Source organism: Arthrobacter sp. NQ4 (assembly GCF_029077345.1).
In the GTDB taxonomy this organism is placed as follows: domain Bacteria; phylum Actinomycetota; class Actinomycetes; order Actinomycetales; family Micrococcaceae; genus Arthrobacter.
Genome location: NZ_JARETC010000003.1, coordinates 371,242 through 390,647, shown reverse-complemented (window position 1 = coordinate 390,647; position 19,406 = coordinate 371,242). Strand labels below are relative to the sequence as shown.

Below are 19,406 nucleotides of genomic sequence, written 5' to 3'. Positions count from 1 at the left end.
CCGGTTAAGAAAGTCTGGAGAACAAAAAATGTTGGCTTCACTGAGCACCGCCCTGTCCACCACCGCCCTGTCCACCACCGCACTGTCCACCACCGCCCTGTCCGCGGCTGCGCAGGTGCCGGCCGATACGGTCGTCTACGGACCCTGGCACGGTGCCTTTTCCCCCTGGTTCCTGTTGTTCCCGCTCTTCTGGATCCTGGTCATCGCGCTGTTCATCTTCGTGGCCCGCAGGACCTGGCGCCGCAACCAGCACTGGGCAGCAGCCCAGGGAGCTGAAGGAGTGCTGCGTGAGCGCTACGCCCGGGGCGAGGTTGACGAGACCGAGTACCGGCAACGGCTGGAGGTCCTGCGCAGCGGGGACCGGCGGCAGAAGTGACCCGGGCCGCCCGGGGCTGTTCGCCGGGGGTGGAAGGCGGCCGAAGCACAGGCCGGGGTTTGAGACAATAGCTCCATGCGAACTTTGGGCAGCTCCTCGTCATCCGCCAAACCCGCAAGGGCCGGTTTTTCGATGTTCCGGATCAGCGGGCCGGGCCTGATGGTCCTGGTGACGGCGTTCATTGTTGCCGTCATCTTCGCCGCCAACCAGAACGACGTCGTGGGCTGGGTTGTTGCCGTCATCGCCGCGTTCTGGCTGGCACTGGCCACGTTCGTGGTCTTCAGCATCCAACGGGCGGCCAAAAAGGCCGGTGCCAAGCTGTCCGAGGCACAAAGCGCCTTCCACACCGCAACCGGCCGCGCCCCGGCGCAGGCATCGGCCGACCATGGGGGCACCCGGGTAGTGTACGAGCGCACCGAGGCCGACGAAGTACGCGACCTGAAACTGGACCACTCCTTCAAAATCGTCCAGGTGCAGATCCGCGTGGTGGAAGAGGAACGGGCCAAGGGCGCCGCCGCCAACCAGGACACCATCAACCGCGCCCTCGAGACCATCGAGATCACGGCCACCAATGCCCGGGACATGATCAAGTCCTCCGGCGGCAGCGGAGAGCCGGTGACCGGAACCATCATCGACTAGAGTGGAGCGGGTGAGCTCGGCATTGAACAAGGACCACCTTCGCATCGCATCAGTCAACGTCAACGGCCTTAGGGCTGCCTACAAAAACGGCATGGCGGCGTGGCTGGAGCCGCGCGAAGTGGACATCCTCTGCCTGCAGGAAGTGCGCGCCCCTGACGCGATCGTCCGGCAGCTGCTCGGCGAAGGCTGGCATATCCTGCACGCCGAGGCGGAAGCAAAAGGCCGTGCCGGCGTCGCCATCGCCTCCCGCCGGGAGCCGCTCGAAACCAGGAACGGCATTGGGGATGACTACTTCGCCACCGCCGGGCGCTGGGTGGAGGCCGATTTCCGCGTCCCTGACGCTGCGGGAAACCCCGTCCAGCTCACCGTTGCCAGCGCCTACGTGCACTCCGGCGAGGTAGGGACTCCCAAGCAGGACGACAAGTACCGCTTCCTTGACGTCATGAGCACCCGGCTTCCGGAGCTGACCAAGCACAGCGACCATGCGCTGGTGGTGGGGGACCTGAACGTCGCCCACACGCCAAGGGACATCAGGAACTCCAAGGGCAACCTCAAGAAGGCCGGCCACCTGCCGGAGGAACGCGCGTACTTCGACCGGTTCTTTGGTGAGGAAATCGGCTGGCATGACGTCCACCGGAACCTTGCCGGCGACGTCGACGGGCCATACACGTGGTGGTCCTGGCGCGGCAAGGCGTTCGACAACGACACCGGGTGGCGCATCGACTACCACATGGCCACCCCCGGACTGGCAGCATCCGCCATTTCCGCCGTTGTTGACCGTGCAGCCACCTGGGATGCCCGCTTCTCCGATCACGCCCCGCTGGTAGTGGACTACCAGCTCTAAGCCCGAAAGTTTTCCATGACCACCCAGACTCCCTCCACTGCCAAGAAGCGCATCCTTTCCGGCGCCAAGCCCACCGCGGATTCCCTGCACCTGGGCAACTACATCGGCGCCGTGCGCAACTGGGTGGACATGCAGGCGGAATACGACGCCGTCTTCTTCATCCCGGACCTGCATGCCATCACGGTGGATTTCGATCCCGCCGAACTGGCCAAGCGCACCCGCATTGTGGCGGCGCAGTACATCGCCGCCGGCATCGACCCGGACAAGAGCATCTTCTTTGTCCAGTCCCATGTCCCGGAGCACGCACAGCTTGCCTGGGCGCTGAACTGCATCACCGGCTTCGGTGAGGCGTCCCGGATGACCCAGTTCAAGGACAAGACCCAGAAGTCGGGCGCTGACGCCGCAACGCTGGGCCTTTTCGCCTACCCCACGCTGATGGCCGCGGATATCCTCCTGTACCAGAGCGATCTGGTGCCGGTCGGCGAGGACCAGCGGCAGCACCTGGAACTGACCCGGAACCTCGCGCAGCGTTTCAACACCCGGTTTGGCCACACCTTCACGGTTCCCGAGGCGACGATCGTCAAGGAAAGCGCCAAGATCTACGACCTCCAGAACCCCAGCGCCAAGATGTCCAAGACGGGGGAGTCCCCCAACGGTGCCATCCAGCTGCTGGAGGATCCCAAGATCGCCGCCAAGCGCATCAAATCGGCAGTGACGGACGCGGGCACGGACATCCGCTTCGACGCCGAGGAGAAGCCCGGGGTCTCCAACCTGCTGACCATCTACTCTTCCCTGACCGGGAAGTCGGTGGCGGAGCTCGAAGCCGAGTACCAGGGAAAGATGTACGGCCACCTCAAGGTGGACCTCGCGGAGGTGGTGGTGGACTTCATCACCCCGCTCCGCAACCGGACCAACGAGCTGATGGCTGATCCCGCCGAGCTTGACCGGCTGCTGGCCCTCGGTGCGGAACGGGCCCGGGAAATTGCCTCCGTCACGCTGGGCCAGGTATACCAGCGCATGGGCTTCCTGCCGTCCCTCAGCCTCGCAGGAGTCCGCTAGCGCCATGTCTTCGAGAAACGTCACCGCCAGGGGAGGTGCCTTCTCCGCCGGCCAGGCGGAGCGGAACCTGGCTGACCGCTTCGAAGACCAGTCCGGCCACAACGCGGCAACGGACCGTGAGATGCCCCGCAGCGACGAAATCAGTGTGGGCGTCATCCTGGGCTTTCCCGCCGAGATAGCTGACGAACTGCAGCGCTGGCGCGCGTCCTTTGGCGATCCCCTGGCCGGGGTGGTGCCCGCGCACATCACGCTGGTCACCACTACTCCCACCCAGGACTGGGAGGCCACCCGCCGGCACGTCCGCGAGGTGGCCCGCTGCCAGAGCCCCTTCATGGTGACCATCGCCGGAACCGGAACTTTCCGGCCGGTTTCGCCGGTGGTGTTCATCAACGTGGAGGACGGCTTCGAGGAGTGCGTGGACCTGCATCGCAAGCTGCAGCAGGGTCCCCTTCACCGGGAACTGCCCTTTGCCTACCATCCCCACGTCACCATCGCCCATGATGTCGCCCCTGAAAGCCTGGATGAAGCCGAAACGGTGCTGAAGAACTACAGGGCCACCTTCCCCGTGGTTAGCATGGGACTCTATGAGCATGATGCCGACGGCATCTGGCAGCTACGGGAAGAGCTGGACTTTGGGACCGAAACTGACAACCACGCCGGCACCAGCTTCACGGACGCTGCCGCGGACACCACAACCGAAGGCGGCTGACCGGCCGCCGCTGCCCACGCAGCATGCCCAGCTGAAGCTGGCCGTCATCCAAAAGCGGATGGAATGGGGAAAAGCCAGGAGAGCGGGCGGCGGCGTGGTACCGGGCCTGATGGCACTGATCCAGTGGCTGCTGGCCAAACTCAACACCTTGCGCCCCATGCGGGCCTTCCAGCACTACAACCTCCAGCACGGGCCCCTGCTGAGCGCCGGCATTGGCTTCCGGATGTTCTTCTCCATCACCGGCCTCCTCACCACCGGGTTTTCGATAGCCGGGCTTGTCCTCAGCGGACAGCCGGCCCTCCTCGACACCATTGTTGCCACGGTGGCGCACAGCGCCCCCGGCCTCCTGAAAGTCGGCAACGGGGACGGACTGGTGGACCCGAAGGACCTCCTGAACCCGGGCGGCCTCGGCTGGACGGCGGTTATTGCCGCTGTGGTCACCATCATCACCTCGCTGGGCTGGATCAACGGGATGAGGGACGGGCTGCGCGGCGTGCTGCAACTTCCTCCGCTTGTGGTCAACCCCATCCTGGTGCGGCTGCGCGATGCCGGTACCCTGCTGCTGCTGGGGCTGGCCCTGGTGATCAGCGCGGGCGCCTCCCTTGTCTTCGGCACGGCGGCGGGTTGGGTGGTGGGTTTCCTGCATCTCAGCGACGCCGTGGCCGGTCCCCTCACCACGTCCGTCAAGATCGTGGTGCCGCTGGTCCTGAACTGGGTCACCGCGCTGATCATGTTCCGGCTCGCCGCCGGACTGAAACTGTCCCGGCAGGCGCTGCTCGAAGGCACCCTCCTCGCCGCCGTAGGCACCACCGTTCTGCAGATCTTCAGCACTGAGCTGCTGGCAGGGGCCAGCCGGAACCCAATCCTGGCCTCATTCGCCATCATCATCGGCCTGCTGATCTGGTTCAACCTGGTCAGCCAGGTCTACCTTGTCTCAGCCGGGTGGTCGGCGATCCGTGAGGCTGATTTGGAGTCCGGCGGCGCTCCGCGGAAAACCATCCTCGGCGCGCGGCGGGCCACGCCCCAGACCTGACCTGCCGTGCCGGGTGAGGCCTGCAGGGATATCGGGCCGTGGCCGGCTGTTCTACGGCGCCGGCACCAGCCCCTCCCACGCCACCGTCCAGCCCGCTGGAAAGCCGGGGGCGTGCCGGTCCGGGCCGTTGTCCCAGCCGGCTGCCATCAGGGCGACGGCGGCAAGCAGGCCGCCGTTGCCCGGCAGGTACAGGGGCAGCGAGTCCGTCTGGCGGTTGTGCCCGTTGGACAGCACCGTATTCTTTCCGGCCTCCTGCAGGAGCGCGTTGACTGCGGCCTCGGGGCGGCCCAGGCGCGCAGCGGTCATGGCCATGACCGGATAGTCCCAGCCCCACGTGCTGTCCCAGTCCCAGTCCGCCAGGACATCCTCCAGCGTGGCGTTCATGATGCCTTCGTCGATCAGGTCCGTCAGCGGAAGGACGCCGAGCGCGCACAGCATTGAGGGGTGGTCTGTCCTGATGGTGAAGGGTTCCACGTCCATGGCCGCGTAGACGCCGTTGAGCACGCGCGGGGGCACCAGGCCGTCCGCCACCGTGAGCCAGGACTGCACGGGTTCCAGCCCCAGCCGCTCCCGCCAGGCGGCGGCCGTGCGCAGGCCCCACTGCCAGTACGCGAGTTCAAAGGTGGGGTTGGTGACCGTCCCGCGGAGGGAACCGTAGCATTCCTGCGCGGGAATGAGGGGCGGGCCCAGCTCAAATCCGCGCGGTGTGGGGTGGGCGAAGCCGGCCATGAAGTGGGCGGATTCGAAGACGATGTCCGCAAATTCCTCCAGCACCTCCCGGCCCGGACGGCTCCGGTACACCAGTTCCGCCATGTGGATGGGATGCGGCTGCTGCCAGATAAGGAAGGTGCCGATCGGGCTGGGGCTCTCCCTTCCGTCCGGACCTGTCTGCTTTGGCCAGCGGGCGCCGTCGAACCCTTGTCCCCGGGCCGTTTCCCGTGCGCCCTCCAGCACCGTGGCGTACCAGCGCAGGGACGGCAGGAGGAGCTCCACCCGGTTCCAGTGCGCAAAGTGGGCGGCGTGCCACCAGTGCATCTCCAGGTGGAAACGTCCGCGCCAGGAATTGCAGACCAGCCCGGTTTCCTGCGGCGGCAGCGACCCTGAACAGTTGACGGCCGTGAGGTATTGGGACAGCACGATGCGCCGTTCCAGCTCAGCGGCCCGGGGATCCGCCGTGGCAGCCAGTTCCACGGCACCGCCGGATCCCCAGAAGCGTGGCCAGTGCGACGCCGACGCGGCGGCGACAGTGCTGCCAGGCAACGGAGGAGCCACCATCGGATGCCCGGCGCCGGGAGGCAGCGGAGTGCTTGCGCCCGCCTTTCCGGCCACCCGGGAAAGGCCCGCGCCGCCGCGCGGAATACAGTCACCATCTCCGGCGGTAAGGAAGGCGATGGACAGGTCCAGGACGGCCGGATCCGCATCCACGCACGAACGTATCCTCACGTGGTGCGTCCCTGTTTGGTCCACGGTCAGGCCCTGCCCCGAAACCACCACCTGGTACCGCGCGTTATCCAGTTCGCGGTGCACGATCCAGCTGGTGGATCCGGGGTGGAGCTCTGAGGGGTGTGGTTGGCCAAGGCGGGTTGTGTGGGCCTCGGGCTGCTCCCAACCGGCCGCGTTGTGCCACGCCTCTGAGCCGTACGGAAAGTCAATGCCGATCACCAGCCCGTCCCGGATCGCAGTCGACTCCACCCGGATGCCCAGTTCGTCGCGGTCCGGATGGCAGGCTGTGGTGACCTTGGCCGGATGGCCCGCAACCGTGAACGTACTGGTGACGGTGCCGGTCCACAGATCCAGGGTCTGGCTGGTGCCGGAGAGTTCGCCGCTGCTGAGCGGCCGGCCGGTGCCGCCCTGCAGCAGGTGGAAGCCGATGCGTCCGAGGTCCAGGCGGTGCGGGTTGGCGCGAAGCCATGTTTCTGCTGCTGAGGTGCCCGTTTCACGGTCATTGACGATGTCTCCCACCATGTCCACGTACGGCACCGGGCCGCGCGGTGAATCGTAGAGGACAGTGGACCCTGCCAGGGTGCAGTGTTCCCCGCCCGGCGTGGAGTGCCAGCCCCACGCGGACTGTGTCCCCAGCAGGGTTCCCGGCGGGAGTGCGTCCTCGCGCGGCCCCACAGGGTAATCGCGCGGAAGCGTCTGCAGCCCGGTGAGGTCCATGGTGAAAGCGAACTCGCCGTTGCCCACGGAGAGGGGACTGCGCGGATCAAGCGTCCGCTGCCGGACATTGTGGCGCCGCACCAGTGCTTCCCGGTCGATGGGGGCTGGACCGTCTGAAGGGACTCCTCCGGCTCTGTCCGGTCCTGCAGTGCTGCCGTGGCTGCGCAAAGTGCACGTCCTCCTGAGGGATGGCTGGTGACCGGAATGTCCGGCGCACGACGCGCCGTCCCGTCCACTGCGGACCAAGGTTCCCGGACGGTGAGAAAGCGGTTTCCGCGATCCATCATTGGCTGGTTCCAGGGCGGTGTCAAGGCCTTCCCGGGCGCGGAACGGCCCGAAAGTTTTCGGCGGCAACACCGTGCGGACCAGGATACCCGCCGCGTATTGACGGCCTGCAAAACGTGTTGATACGTTTCACGAAACCGTTTTCCAGCCCCCTGATCCAGGAAGAAGCCTGCCCAATGACGCGCCACGGTATGCCCCGCATTCGTCAGTCCATTGCCATCCTGTCAGCAGCAGCCATGCTGGCCGTGACCGCGGGTTGTTCCAGCCCATCGTCCAACAAGGCCGAGGATGGGCCGGTGGAAATCCGGTTCTCCTGGTGGGGCAACGCCGGCCGCGCCGACCTGACCAACAAAGCCATCGCGGAATTCGAGGCAGCCAACCCCACCATCAAGGTCAAGCCGGAGTACGGGGACATCGGCGGTTACTTCGACAAGCTTGCCACCCAGATGGCCGCCAACGACGCCCCGGACGTGATCACCATGGGCGGCGCGTATCCCGCGGAATATGCCAACCGCGGGGCGTTGCTGGACCTGTCGAAGGTAGAGGGGTCACTCGACTTGTCCAAGCTGGACCAGGGTGCGCGGGAAAACGGCCAGGTCAAAGGAAAGCAGTACGGGGTCTCCACGGGAGCCAACGCACTGGCGATCGTGGTGAACCCCGCAGTCTTCACGGCTGCGGGCGTCCCCATGCCGGATGACAGCACCTGGAGCTGGGATGACTTTGCCAGGATTGCCGGCGACATCACGGCCAAGAGCCCGAAGGGGACCTACGGAACGGCGACCGTCCTCACCCATGACTCTCTGGATGCCTTCGCCCGCCAGCGTGGAGAATCGCTCTACACCCAGGACGGCCAACTGGGACTGGGCAAGGAGACGGTGCGGGACTACTTCGATTACTCACTGAAGCTCAGCGAATCCGGCGCCGCCCCCAGTGCTTCCGAAACGGTGGAAAAGCTCAACGTCAGCACCGAGCAGACGCTCATGGGCATGGGCAAGGCCGGGATGATGCTGACCTGGAGCAACTCGCTGACTGCCCTCAGCAAGGCTTCAGGCGCAGACCTAAAGCTGCTCAAGCTTCCCGGCGAAAAACCCACTCCGGGAATCTGGCTCCAGTCCTCGCAGTTCTACACCATCTCCGCCCGCAGCAACCACACCGACGCTGCGGCTAAGCTGGTGGACTTCCTGGTGAACAACCAGGCCGCCGCCAGGATCATCCAAAGCGACAGGGGCATCCCCGGCAACGCCGATATGCGGGCCGCTATCCAGGACGGCCTCACGCCGCAGGGGAAGGTCGAAGCCGGGTACATCGACCAGATCGGCAAAATGGACTTCGCTCCCACCTACATCGGCCCTACCGGTTCCACCGCGGTTTCCGAGATCACCGCCCGGATCAACACCGACGTCCTGTTCAAGCGGCTCACACCGGAGAAGGCGGCCGAACAGTGGATCAGCGAGAGCAAGGCAGCCATCGGCAAGTAGGCTTCCCGCCACAGGCGGCGCGGCCGGATCAGGCGGGGGTTGCGTCCAGGTACTGGTCAGCCCAGGCAGCGATGATCCGCGCGGCCCGTGCGGCCTGCCCCTTGCCGGTCAGGAGGTGGTCGCTTCCCTCGAGCGAGACGAAGTTCCGCGGGTGCCGTGCGGTCTGGAAGATGGTGCTGGCATTCTCAATCCCCACGGTGTTGTCGGTAGGGGAGTGGAGCACCATCAGCGGCTTGTGCAGCTGCCTGATGCAGTCCGTGAGGTCCGCGTTCTCCAGGTCCTCCACGAAATGCCGGCGGATTTCCACGCGTTTGCCGCCCAGGTCCACCTCGGCGCTGCCCTCACTCAGGATCCGGTCCAGTGCGGCATCGAACACATGGGCCACGTGTTTGGGGGAGAAGGGCGCTCCCACGGTGGCAACGGCGTCCAGTTCGGGAATTTCCCGGGCAGCGGCGAGGACCGCAGCGCCGCCGAACGAATGGCCCACCAGCAGCGAGATTTCCTTCCCCTCGCTGCGCATGAATTCCGCCGCCTTCACCGTGTCCGCAACCTTGTGGCTGAAGGATCCGGCAGACCATTCCCCGGCGGAGCCGCCCAGGCCCACGTTGTCGAAACGCAGCATGCCGATGCCGCTGTCAGCCAGGGCCTTGCACATCCGTGCCGCGGAGGGGCTGTCCTTGCCCAGCGTGAAGCCGTGCGAAAAGACGCCCCAGCCTTTGACGGGGCCCTCGGGAACATCGATGATGCCGGAGAGCATCTCTCCTGTGGAGCCGGCGAAGGACACTTTTTCGGAGCGGGACATGCTGTCCCCTTTCTGTGCGGAAAGGCTGTGCGGAAACGAACGACGGCGCCCTCCACCACGTGTGGTGGGTGACGCCGTCGGCCGTTGTGTCTGTTCTTGAACGCGCCTAGATCCTGCGGGCCAGGATGGCCTGCTTGACCTCCGCGATGGCCTGCGTGACCTGGATGCCGCGGGGGCATGCCTCCGAGCAGTTGAAGGTGGTGCGGCAGCGCCACACGCCTTCCTTGTCGTTGAGGATCTCCAGGCGCATGTCGCCGGCATCATCGCGGGAGTCGAAGATGAAGCGGTGCGCGTTCACGATGGCGGCGGGGCCGAAGTACTGCCCGTCGGTCCAGAACACGGGGCAGGAGGACGTGCACGCAGCACACAGGATGCACTTGGTGGTGTCATCAAAGCGCTCACGGTCCTCTGCGGACTGCAGGCGCTCCCGGGTGGGCTCGTGGCCCTTGTTGATCAGGAAGGGCATGACTTCGCGGTACGACTGGAAGAACGGCTCCATGTCCACGATCAGGTCCTTTTCCACCGGCAGGCCCTTGATGGGCTCCACCGTGATGGGCTTGGACGTGTCCAGGTCCTTCAGGAGGGTCTTGCAGGCAAGGCGGTTGCGGCCGTTGATGCGCATGGCGTCCGAGCCGCACACGCCGTGGGCGCAGGAGCGGCGGAACGACAGGGTGCCGTCCATCTCCCACTTCACCTTGTGCAGGGCGTCCAGGACACGGTCCGTGCCGTACATGGTCAGGTGGAAATCGTCCCAGGTTGATTCCCCGGAGACCTCCGGGTTGTACCGGCGGACCCGCAGGTGGACGTCGAACGTGGGGATTTCCCCGCCCCCGCCAACGCCGGCAGGAAGTTCAACCTTTGAGGCTGGCTCAGCGATTTCAGCGGTCATCTTAGTACTTCCTCACCATCGGCTCGTAGCGGGTAAAGACAACCGGCTTGGTGGCCAGGCGGATGCCGGCGATTGATTCCGCCGATCCGTCAGCCGGCGCATGGTCATCCTTGTACGCCATGGAGTGCTTCATGAATTTCTCGTCGTCACGCTCGGGGAAGTCCTCGCGGAAGTGTCCGCCGCGGGATTCCTCACGGTGCAGGGCGGCCACGGTCATGACCTTGGCCAGTTCCAGCAGGAAGCCGAGTTCCACGGCCTCGAGCAGGTCCAGGTTGAAGCGCTTGCCCTTGTCCTGGACGTTGATGCGCTTGTAGCGCTCCTCGAAGGATTCGATGTCGCGCAGCACCTGGTTCAGGGTGTCTGCCGTACGGAACACCTGCATGTTCGCGTCCATCGTGTCCTGCAGTTCCTTGCGGATCTGCGCCACTTTCTCGTCGCCGGTGCCGTTGCGGGCAATGTCCAGCAGCTCGGTGGTGTAGGCCAGCGGGTTCTCCGGCAGTTCCACGTAAGGCGCGGTCTTTGCGTACTCCGCGGCGGCGATGCCGGCGCGCTTACCGAAGACGTTGATGTCCAGCAGCGAGTTGGTGCCCAGGCGGTTGGAGCCGTGGACGGAGACGCAGGCAACTTCACCAGCGGCGTAGAGCCCGGGGATTACGGTGTCGTTGTCCTGCAGCACCTCGGTCTGGATGTTCGTGGGAATGCCACCCATGGCGTAGTGCGCGGTGGGGAATACCGGCACCGGCTCGGTGTACGGTTCCACGCCCAGGTAGGTGCGGGCGAACTCGGTGATGTCCGGGAGCTTGGCGTCGATGTGCGCCGGCTCCAGGTGGGTCAGGTCCAGGAGGACGTAATCCTTGTTCGGGCCGCAGCCGCGGCCTTCGCGCACCTCGTTGGCCATGGAACGGGCCACGATGTCACGCGGCGCCAGGTCCTTGATGGTGGGGGCGTAGCGCTCCATGAAGCGCTCACCCTCGGAGTTGCGGAGGATTGCACCTTCACCGCGGGCGGCCTCGGACAGCAGGATGCCCAGGCCGGCCAGGCCGGTGGGGTGGAACTGGAAGAATTCCATGTCTTCCAGCGGGATGCCGCGGCGGAAGGCGATGCCCATGCCGTCACCGGTCAGGGTGTGGGCGTTGGAGGTGGTCTTGAAGACCTTGCCGGCACCACCGGAGGCGAACACCACGGACTTGGCCTGGAACACGTGCAGTTCACCGGAGGCGAGGTCGTAGGAGACGACGCCGGCCACGCGCTTCTGCTTGTAGGCAGTGCCGTCTTCGCGGACTGCGTCCTCTTCAACCGTCAGCAGGTCCAGGACGTAGTACTCGTTGTAGAACTCAACGTTGTGCTTGACGCAGTTTTGGTACAGGGTCTGCAGGATCATGTGGCCGGTACGGTCCGCGGCGTAGCATGCACGGCGGACGGGAGCCTTGCCGTGGTCACGGGTGTGGCCACCGAAGCGGCGCTGGTCGATGCGGCCCTCGGGGGTGCGGTTGAAGGGCAGGCCCATCTTTTCCAAGTCCAGCACGGCGTCGATGGCTTCCTTGGCCATGACCTCGGCGGCGTCCTGGTCAACCAGGTAGTCGCCGCCCTTGACGGTGTCGAAGGTGTGCCATTCCCAGTTGTCTTCCTCGACATTGGCAAGGGCTGCACACATGCCACCCTGTGCCGCACCCGTGTGCGAGCGGGTGGGGTAGAGCTTGGTCAGTACTGCTGTGCGCGCGCGCTGACCGGACTCGATCGCGGCGCGCATGCCAGCGCCACCGGCACCGACGATGACGACGTCGTACTTATGGACCTGCATACCAGACGCTCTTTCTCTCAAAATTCGCTATAAAACAACGGGGCGGCTTTGCCTGCTCCGCAAAACAGGGCCCGCGGACAAGCCCGCGGGCCCAGGGTCGTGCCAGTGCTAGGCAGGGCAGAAGCCGCCCGGAAGGGCAACGCCGTTCACTACGGGGCACGGGTTGAAGGTGAAGATGACCAGGGTGCCCAGGAGGATGATGACCACGGCGGCCGCGTAGAGAACGGTCTTCAGCCAGCGGCGGGTGGACGTCTTCTCGGCGTAGTCGTTGATGATGGTCCGCACGCCGTTGCTGCCGTGCAGCATGGCCAGCCACAGCATGGCCAGGTCCCAGAACTGCCAGAACGGGTCGGCCCACTTGCCGGCCACGAAGCCGAAGTCAATGGCGTGGATGCCTTCGCCGACCATCAGGTTCACGAACAGATGGCCGAAGATCAGGACCACCAGCACCACGCCGGAAAGGCGCATGAACAGCCAGGCGATCATCTCGAAGTTGCCCTTGGACCCGCCGCTGCGGCGGTACTGGGGAGCGATCCGGCCGCTGCGGGGGCTCTCGATGGTTGCAGTCATGGCTTAGTGACCTCCGAGGGCGAGGGACAGGTGGCGGATGGAGAAGGCGACCATGGTCACGACCCAGAGGGCCAGGACTGCCCACAGCATCTGCCGCTGGTACTTGGCGCCCTTCTTCCAGAAGTCGACCGCGATGATCCGCAGGCCATTGAAGGCGTGGAAAACGATGGCAGCCACAAGGCCGGTCTCACCCAGCGCCATCAGCGGATTCTTGTAGGCGCCGATCACGGCGGTGTAGGCCTCCGGTGACACACGCACCAAGGAGGTGTCCAGGACGTGGACCAACAAGAAGAAAAAGATCACTACACCGGTAATACGGTGTCCTACCCAGGACCACATGCCTTCACGGCCGCGGTACAAGGTGCCAGCTGGTTTTGTCGGCACTGATAAACCTCCCTGCAACACAGCGGCGCTGGCATGAGATCCATGCGGGGGGAACGCCTGCTGCGAGAGCACTCGTAGCTCAGGCCTAAATCTAGGCTTCGCTAACAGCTTATTCAATTTAGACGTTTGTTGGTGCCCAGTGCTGGAGCGGATTTTCCGGGGAAATGAGACAAACACCACATCCGCGCGGGCCCAAAGGCCGGGACGGAGGCCAAAACGCGGGCCCATGCGCCGCCACAGGAGCCGCCCGCGGCCCTTCAGCTAAAGTAGCCGTGATGAGTACAGACAAAGTGACAAGCCCGGCTTCACCCCTTGACCGCTTCATTGCGGTGATTCCGGCAGGCGGAGTGGGGACCCGCCTCTGGCCTCTGTCACGAGCAGCAGCTCCCAAGTTCCTTCACGATCTCACCGGATCGGGCAGCACGTTGCTGCGCGCCACCTACGACCGGCTGCACCCCCTCGCGGGCAACCGGATGCTGGTGGTGACCGGCCAGGCGCACCGTGAAGCCGTGTGCCGCCAGCTTCCTGAGGTGCGCGACTCCGACCTTGTCCTGGAGTCCGAGCCCAAGGACTCCGGTGCGGCAATCGGCCTTGCAGCGGCAATCCTGCACGAACGCGATCCCGACACCATCATGGGTTCCTTCGCCGCCGACCAGGTGATCAGCCCGGACAACCTCTTCCAGGAGGCAGTCCGTGAAGCCATCCATACCGCTGCTGCCGGCAAGATCGTGACCATCGGCATCAAGCCCACCCACCCGTCCACCGGTTTCGGTTACATCCGTTCCGGCAAGGCCCTCCACATCGAAGGCGCCCCCAGCGCCCACGACGTCGTGGAATTCGTCGAAAAGCCGGACGAGACGGTGGCCCAGCAGTACGTGGACAGCGGCGACTACGTGTGGAACGCCGGCATGTTCGTGGCGCCCGTGTCGCTGATGCTCAAGCACCTCGAGGCCAACCAGCCCGAACTGTTCCAGGGCCTGCAGGAAATCGCCCGTGCCTGGGACACCCCCCAGCGTGATGAGGTCACTGCCCGCATCTGGCCCACCCTGCCCAAGATCGCCATCGATTACGCGGTGGCCGAACCCGCCGCCGAAGCCGGGGACGTCGCCGTCGTGCCCGGTTCCTTCCGCTGGGACGACGTCGGCGACTTCGCCTCGGTCGGCCGCCTCAACAGCGCCAAGGAAGTGGATGACGTCACCGTCCTCGGTGAGGGCGCCCGCGTGTTCACCGAGAACTCAAGCGGCGTCGTTGTCACCGACACCAAGCGTGTCATCGCCCTGATCGGAATCCAGGACGTCGTCATCGTGGATACGCCGGACGCCCTGTTGGTGACCACCATGGCCAATTCCCAGCGCGTGAAGGCTGCCGTGGACGCCCTCAAGGCGAGCGGGGACACGGACGTCCTCTGACCGGGAACCTGCCGGCACTCCGCGTGCCGGCAGGGCCGGGATGTAACGCGGCTCAGTGAATGGGCGCTAATGCCGCCACCCTCGCTAGAGTGAAACAGTGCGCAACTACACTACTGAAGCCGAGCCCACCGCCCTGGTGGCTCCCTGGCTCGAACCGCTCCTGCCGGAACTGATCGAATTCCGCCGGGACCTGCATGCGCACCCGGAACTGTCCTTCAAGGAGTTTCGCACCACGGACAAGCTCGCCGAACGGCTCGAAGCCGCAGGCCTGAGCCCCCGCCGCCTGGAAGGCACCGGCCTGACGGTGGACGTGGGCGAAGGCCCCATTGCCACGGCCCTGCGCGGTGACATCGACGCCCTGCCCATCATCGAGGAGACGGGCCTGCCGTTCGCGTCGAAAAACCACGGCGTGACCCACGCCTGCGGCCATGATGTGCACACCACCACCATGCTGGGCATTGCCCTGGTCCTGCACCGGATGCACCAGGAAGCACCCCTCGGCGCCACCGTCCGCATCATCTTCCAGCCTGCCGAGGAAACCATGCCCGGCGGCGCACATGCCTGCATCGAGCAGGGTGTCCTGGACGGTGTGCCCCGGATCCTTGCTCTGCACTGCGACCCGCGGATCGAAGTGGGCAAGGTGGGCACCAGGATCGGTGCCATCACATCGGCCTCGGACACCATCCGGATCGAACTGTCCGGGCGTGGCGGCCACACCTCCCGCCCGCACCTCACTGAGGACCTCGTGTTCGCGCTGGCGCAGATTGCTGTCAACGTGCCGGCCGTGCTGTCCCGCAGGGTGGACGTCCGCAGCGGCGTCTCCGTGGTGTGGGGCCAGATCACCGCAGGTTCGGCGCCCAACGCGATCCCCGGCAGCGGCTACATGGCGGGAACCATGCGCTGCCTGGACCGGGATGCCTGGCATGCCGCCGGTGAACTGCTCGACGAGGTGGTGCACCAGGTGGCCGCGCCCTACGGCGTGGACGTCCACCTTGAACACACCAGGGGAGTGCCGCCGGTGGTGAACTCCGAGCATGAGACGGCGATCATCGAGGCTGCTGCCCGCGCTGAGATCGGGGAAAGCGCCGTGGTGCTGACACCCCAGTCCATGGGCGGCGAGGACTTCGCCTGGTTCCTGGCCGAACTTCCGGGCGCGATGATGCGGCTGGGCACCAAAACGCCCGGCGGCGAGGACTACGACCTGCACCGCGGCGACTACATCCTGGACGAACGGTCCCTGGGCCTGGGCATCAGGGTGCTCACCGCGGCCGCCCTGCGCACCATCCGGGACCTGGAGCAGGCGCCCCTTTCCTAGCCCCGTCCCGCCGCAGGGCCGGCCGGGAGGTGCGGATCCGGCGGTGGGAACGCACGACGGCGTTTCAACCGGGGGCGGTCCGCGCTGCGGTAAGTTGTGCACAATTTAGTTGTGCGCTACGGTGGTTCCATGACCGAAGCACCCCGCCTGGACCGGCAAGTATGTTTTGCGCTCTATTCGGCGTCCCGGGCCGCCACCGCCGTCTACCGGCCGGTCTTGGATGAGCTGGGACTCACTTACCCGCAGTACCTGGTGATGCTGGTCCTGTGGGAAAGCGAACCCCGGGGCGTGAAGGAGCTTGGCGGGGAACTTGGCCTCGATTCCGGCACCCTGTCGCCCCTGCTCAAACGGCTGGAAACGCTGGGGCTGGTGGAACGGCGGCGGTCCGGCGAGGACGAGCGCCGCGTTGCGATCCACCTGACGCCCGCCGGACGGAACCTCAGCGGCCCGGCGAGTGCCATTCCGCAGCGGCTGGCCGATGCCGCCGGACTCTCCCTGGAAGAACTTGAACAACTGCGGACCACGCTCGGCAAGCTCACGGCGGCACTGCACGAATCACTGTGACCCCGAATACTGCACCATGCCAACAACAGGACGGATATCTTTCGTGAAGACTCTCTACACCGCAGAGGCCCTGGCCTCGGGCGAAGGCCGTGACGGCGCTGCCCGCAGCAACGACGGCAAGCTCGCAGTGGCCCTCGCCAGCCCGGTCGAACTCGGTGGCAGCGGCCAGGGCACCAACCCCGAACAGCTCTTTGCCGCAGGGTACGCCGCCTGCTTCCACTCCGCACTGCGCCTGGTCGGCCGCAAAGCAGGCGCAGACCTCACGGACTCGGCCGTCGCGGCAAAAATCCACCTTGGGCAGCTGGACGGCGGCGCCGGCTTCGGGCTGGCCGCCGAACTGGAAATCGCCCTTCCGGCCCTGGACTTGGCCACCGCAGAGGACCTGGTGGCCAAGGCACACCAGGTCTGCCCCTATTCGAACGCCACGCGCGGCAACATCGCCGTCGACCTCAAGATCCTGGAGTACGCAGCATGAGCACAGCCCTCGCAACCACCACCCGTGAAATCCGGCTCGCCTCCCGCCCCGTGGGGCGCCCGTCCGGTGAGAACTTCGAACTCGCAGAGTCACCGCTGCCCGCACTTGAAGACGGCCAGATCCTGGTGCGCAACCTCTTCATGTCCGTGGACCCCTACATGCGGGGCCGCATGAACGACGTCAAGTCCTACTCCGCCCCCTTCGCCGTGGGCAAAGCGCTCGACGGCGGTGCGGTGGGTGAAGTGATCGCGTCCCGTTCGTCGGCACACAAGGAGGGCGACGTCGTCGTCCATTCCCTGGGTTGGCGGGAGTATGCGGTGGTGGACGGCAATGCTGCCACCCCTGCCCGCACTGACCTGGCACCGGCGTCGGCTTTCCTCGGCGCCCTGGGAATGACCGGGCTGACGGCCTACACCGGCCTGTTGAAGGTAGCGGAATTCAAGCCGGGGGACGCCGTGTTCGTCTCCGGCGCCGCAGGTGCGGTGGGCTCCCTGGTGGGCCAGATCGCCAAGGCCATGGGCGCCTCGCGGGTCATCGGCTCTGCAGGCTCGCCCGCCAAGGTGGCACGCCTCCTGGAGCTGGGCTTCGACGCCGCGTTCGACTACCACGATGGTCCCGTGGTGGAGCAGCTGCAGGAGGCAGCAGGCCCCGCCGGCATCGACGTCTACTTCGACAACGTGGGCGGCGAGCACCTGGAGGCCGCCCTGGCGGTCCTCAATGTGGGCGGCCGGGTGGCAATGTGCGGCGCGATCGCACAGTACAACTCCACCGAACCGACTCCCGCACCGCACAACCTCATGCAGGCAATCGGCAAGCAGCTGACCCTGCGCGGCTTCCTGGTGGGCGGCCAGCGGCAGCACGCCGCTGAGTTCGCGGAGAAGATGGCCGGCTGGCTTGCGTACGGCACCGTGCGCTACGACGAGACGATCGTGGACGGCCTGGAGAACGCGCCGCAGGCGTTCATGGACCTGCTGGACGGGGCAAACACCGGCAAGATGCTGGTCCGGCTGTAGCCCAAGCACTGATCCGACCGAAGAACCATAAGCAGTAGGGGCGCCTCCTTTGGAGGCGCCCCTACTGCTTGGTAACAACTTGTAAACAATATCCGGGGTCAGCTCCCACCGTGCTATGGGGACGTGGCGCAGGCCACTAAAGTGATTGCCATCAGTGCGCTCCGGCGCAGTGCTGCGTGCCTTCAGTGAAAACAGAATTTCAGCGCCGAAACGGACACTCATTGAATTCCGCCCGTAGTGCCACTCGCATCATCCCTGGAGGAAAATTGAAGAAATCACTGCGTGCCGGCTTCAAGCGCGGTTCAATGGCCGGTGTGGCCACCCTCGGTGCGTCCGCCTTGCTGCTCACCGGTTGCGGAGCCGCCCCGTCTGCGTCCGGCCCCTCCGGTTCAGCGACCGCCTCGGACTACACCGCATGCATGGTGTCCGACTCCGGAGGATTCGACGACAAGTCGTTCAACCAGTCCGGCTACGAGGGCCTGCAGAGCGCCGTGAAGGACCTCGGCATCAAGGAAAAGCACGTCCAGTCCAAGGCTGACACGGACTACGATCCCAACCTCCGCTCCATGGTCCAGCAGGGCTGCAAGCTGACCGTTACTGTCGGCTTCCTGCTCGGCGACGCCACCAAGTCCATCGCGACGGCCAACCCGAACAGCCACTTCGCCATCATTGACTACAACGACCCCACGTTCCCCAAGAACGTCAAGCCGATCGTCTATGACACTGCCCAGGCCGCGTTCCTGGCCGGCTACCTGGCAGCAGGCACCTCCAAGACGGGGAAGGTCGCAACCTTCGGCGGCATCAACATTCCCACCGTCACCATCTTCATGGACGGCTTTGCCGATGGCGTGAAGTACTACAACGAGAAGAAGGGCAAGAGCGTCCAGCTCATCGGCTGGGACAAGGACAAGCAGGACGGCACCTTCGTTGGTGACTTCAAGCAGGTGGACAAGGGCAAGGTCCTGACCCAGGGGTTCCTTGACCAGGGCGCAGACATTGTTCTTCCGGTGGCCGGACCCGTTGGCGGCGGCGCGGGCAGCGCGATCCTCGATGCCAAGTCCAAAGGCAAGGACGCCAAGCTCATCTGGGTCGACTCCGATGGCTACCTGACTGCCCCGGATTACAAGTCCGTGATCCTCTCCTCCGTCCAGAAGACCATGTCCACCGCTGTGGAGACAGTCATCAAGGACGACAAGGACGGCAAGTTCGACGCGTCGCCCTACATTGGAACCCTGGCAAACGGCGGCGTGGCCCTGGCGCCGTTCCACGATCTGGATTCCGCCGTGCCGGCAGACCTGAAGAGCGACCTGGACCAGCTCAAGAAGGACATCATCTCCGGCACCGTCAAGGTCGAGTCGAAGTCCAGCCCCACCAAGTAAGCACCGAACCGCGGGGCGCGCTGCCCTTCCGCCGTTACCCCGGCCGAAGGGCAGCGCGTTCTGCTTTGCTGGCAACAGACGGTCGCCGGCACCATGCAGGCGGTGCCCATTGCCGCCTTCCTGCCCTGCCCAGGAACCACCCGTGACACTAGGCTGGGACTACCCGCTGCCTCGCCGCCGACAGCGCGCCGGAGCAGATCCATACACACACAGATTGGTTGG

Annotated in this window: 19 protein-coding genes; 13 read left to right on the top strand and 6 right to left on the bottom strand. The window is 65.6% G+C overall.

All coding sequences use genetic code 11. The features are described 5' to 3' along the window. Positions 1–28 precede the first annotated feature (28 nt). From PUN51_RS08165 to PUN51_RS08140, 6 genes are all read left to right on the top strand, one after another. Complete coding sequence (locus tag PUN51_RS08165; RefSeq protein WP_275180436.1) at positions 29–376, top strand: SHOCT domain-containing protein; 348 nt, start codon at positions 29–31, stop codon at positions 374–376. Positions 377–451: 75 nt separating this feature from the next. Then, entirely contained in the window at positions 452–1,015 is a 564-nt protein-coding gene (locus tag PUN51_RS08160; protein WP_275180435.1) for a hypothetical protein, read from the top strand. A 10-nt stretch (positions 1,016–1,025) separates the two neighbouring features. Then, positions 1,026–1,859 carry an exodeoxyribonuclease III gene (locus PUN51_RS08155; protein ID WP_275180434.1) on the top strand — a complete coding sequence of 278 codons (834 nt, stop codon included), beginning with the start codon at positions 1,026–1,028 and terminating at the stop codon, positions 1,857–1,859. Between the two features lie 15 nt (positions 1,860–1,874). Then, positions 1,875–2,918 carry a tryptophan--tRNA ligase gene (trpS, locus tag PUN51_RS08150; protein ID WP_159632575.1) on the top strand — a complete coding sequence of 348 codons (1,044 nt, stop codon included), beginning with the start codon at positions 1,875–1,877 and terminating at the stop codon, positions 2,916–2,918. A gap of 121 nt (positions 2,919–3,039) precedes the next feature. Further along, positions 3,040–3,627, top strand: coding sequence for a 2'-5' RNA ligase family protein (locus PUN51_RS08145; protein WP_224027288.1), 588 nt, complete (start codon positions 3,040–3,042; stop codon positions 3,625–3,627). Positions 3,628–3,685: 58 nt separating this feature from the next. Next, a complete protein-coding gene (locus PUN51_RS08140; RefSeq protein ID WP_275180433.1) occupies positions 3,686–4,660 on the top strand; it encodes a YihY/virulence factor BrkB family protein in 975 nt (324 codons plus the stop codon). Positions 4,661–4,711: 51 nt separating this feature from the next. On the opposite strand, the gene PUN51_RS08135 is transcribed toward PUN51_RS08140, so the two are convergent. Next, on the bottom strand, positions 4,712–6,820 hold the full coding sequence (locus PUN51_RS08135) for a hypothetical protein (protein ID WP_275180518.1): 2,109 nt from the start codon (positions 6,818–6,820) through the stop codon (positions 4,712–4,714). Between the two features lie 461 nt (positions 6,821–7,281). Between PUN51_RS08135 and PUN51_RS08130 the strand changes: the two genes are divergently transcribed. Next, entirely contained in the window at positions 7,282–8,583 is a 1,302-nt protein-coding gene (locus PUN51_RS08130; protein WP_275180432.1) for an ABC transporter substrate-binding protein, read from the top strand. A 28-nt stretch (positions 8,584–8,611) separates the two neighbouring features. On the opposite strand, the gene PUN51_RS08125 is transcribed toward PUN51_RS08130, so the two are convergent. The 5 genes from PUN51_RS08125 to sdhC form a co-directional block, all read right to left on the bottom strand. After that, positions 8,612–9,385 carry an alpha/beta hydrolase family protein gene (locus tag PUN51_RS08125; RefSeq protein ID WP_159632571.1) on the bottom strand — a complete coding sequence of 258 codons (774 nt, stop codon included), beginning with the start codon at positions 9,383–9,385 and terminating at the stop codon, positions 8,612–8,614. 106 nt (positions 9,386–9,491) lie between these two features. Beyond that, positions 9,492–10,274 (bottom strand): succinate dehydrogenase iron-sulfur subunit, encoded by a 783-nt coding sequence (locus PUN51_RS08120; protein WP_159632570.1) that lies wholly within the window; start codon positions 10,272–10,274, stop codon positions 9,492–9,494. A gap of 1 nt (position 10,275) precedes the next feature. After that, the gene (gene sdhA / locus PUN51_RS08115; RefSeq protein ID WP_159632569.1) at positions 10,276–12,075 is read right to left on the bottom strand and encodes a succinate dehydrogenase flavoprotein subunit; all 1,800 of its coding nucleotides are present in this window, start codon (positions 12,073–12,075) and stop codon (positions 10,276–10,278) included. 108 nt (positions 12,076–12,183) lie between these two features. Further along, a complete protein-coding gene (locus PUN51_RS08110) occupies positions 12,184–12,645 on the bottom strand; it encodes a succinate dehydrogenase hydrophobic membrane anchor subunit (RefSeq protein ID WP_224025431.1) in 462 nt (153 codons plus the stop codon). 3 nt (positions 12,646–12,648) lie between these two features. Continuing rightward, positions 12,649–13,029 carry a succinate dehydrogenase, cytochrome b556 subunit gene (gene sdhC, locus PUN51_RS08105; protein ID WP_081620212.1) on the bottom strand — a complete coding sequence of 127 codons (381 nt, stop codon included), beginning with the start codon at positions 13,027–13,029 and terminating at the stop codon, positions 12,649–12,651. A 275-nt stretch (positions 13,030–13,304) separates the two neighbouring features. Here sdhC and PUN51_RS08100 point away from each other — a divergent pair, with 275 nt between their 5' ends. The 6 genes from PUN51_RS08100 to PUN51_RS08075 all read left to right on the top strand — a co-directional run bounded on the left by PUN51_RS08100 (position 13,305) and on the right by PUN51_RS08075 (position 19,184). Beyond that, positions 13,305–14,438, top strand: coding sequence for a mannose-1-phosphate guanylyltransferase (locus tag PUN51_RS08100; RefSeq protein ID WP_159632567.1), 1,134 nt, complete (start codon positions 13,305–13,307; stop codon positions 14,436–14,438). Between the two features lie 97 nt (positions 14,439–14,535). Next, on the top strand, positions 14,536–15,753 hold the full coding sequence (locus PUN51_RS08095; protein ID WP_159632566.1) for an amidohydrolase: 1,218 nt from the start codon (positions 14,536–14,538) through the stop codon (positions 15,751–15,753). Positions 15,754–15,882: 129 nt separating this feature from the next. Further along, positions 15,883–16,317, top strand: a complete 435-nt coding sequence (locus tag PUN51_RS08090) for a MarR family winged helix-turn-helix transcriptional regulator (RefSeq protein WP_043450533.1) — start codon at positions 15,883–15,885, stop codon at positions 16,315–16,317. A 43-nt stretch (positions 16,318–16,360) separates the two neighbouring features. Next, positions 16,361–16,792, top strand: a complete 432-nt coding sequence (locus PUN51_RS08085; protein WP_159632564.1) for an organic hydroperoxide resistance protein — start codon at positions 16,361–16,363, stop codon at positions 16,790–16,792. Next, entirely contained in the window at positions 16,789–17,805 is a 1,017-nt protein-coding gene (locus PUN51_RS08080) for an NADP-dependent oxidoreductase (RefSeq protein ID WP_275180431.1), read from the top strand. Before PUN51_RS08085 ends, PUN51_RS08080 begins: the two co-directional genes overlap by 4 nt. A 266-nt stretch (positions 17,806–18,071) precedes the next feature. Next, positions 18,072–19,184: a BMP family lipoprotein gene (locus PUN51_RS08075; RefSeq protein WP_159632562.1), complete on the top strand. Its 1,113-nt coding sequence runs from the start codon at positions 18,072–18,074 to the stop codon at positions 19,182–19,184. Positions 19,185–19,406: the final 222 nt, after the last annotated feature.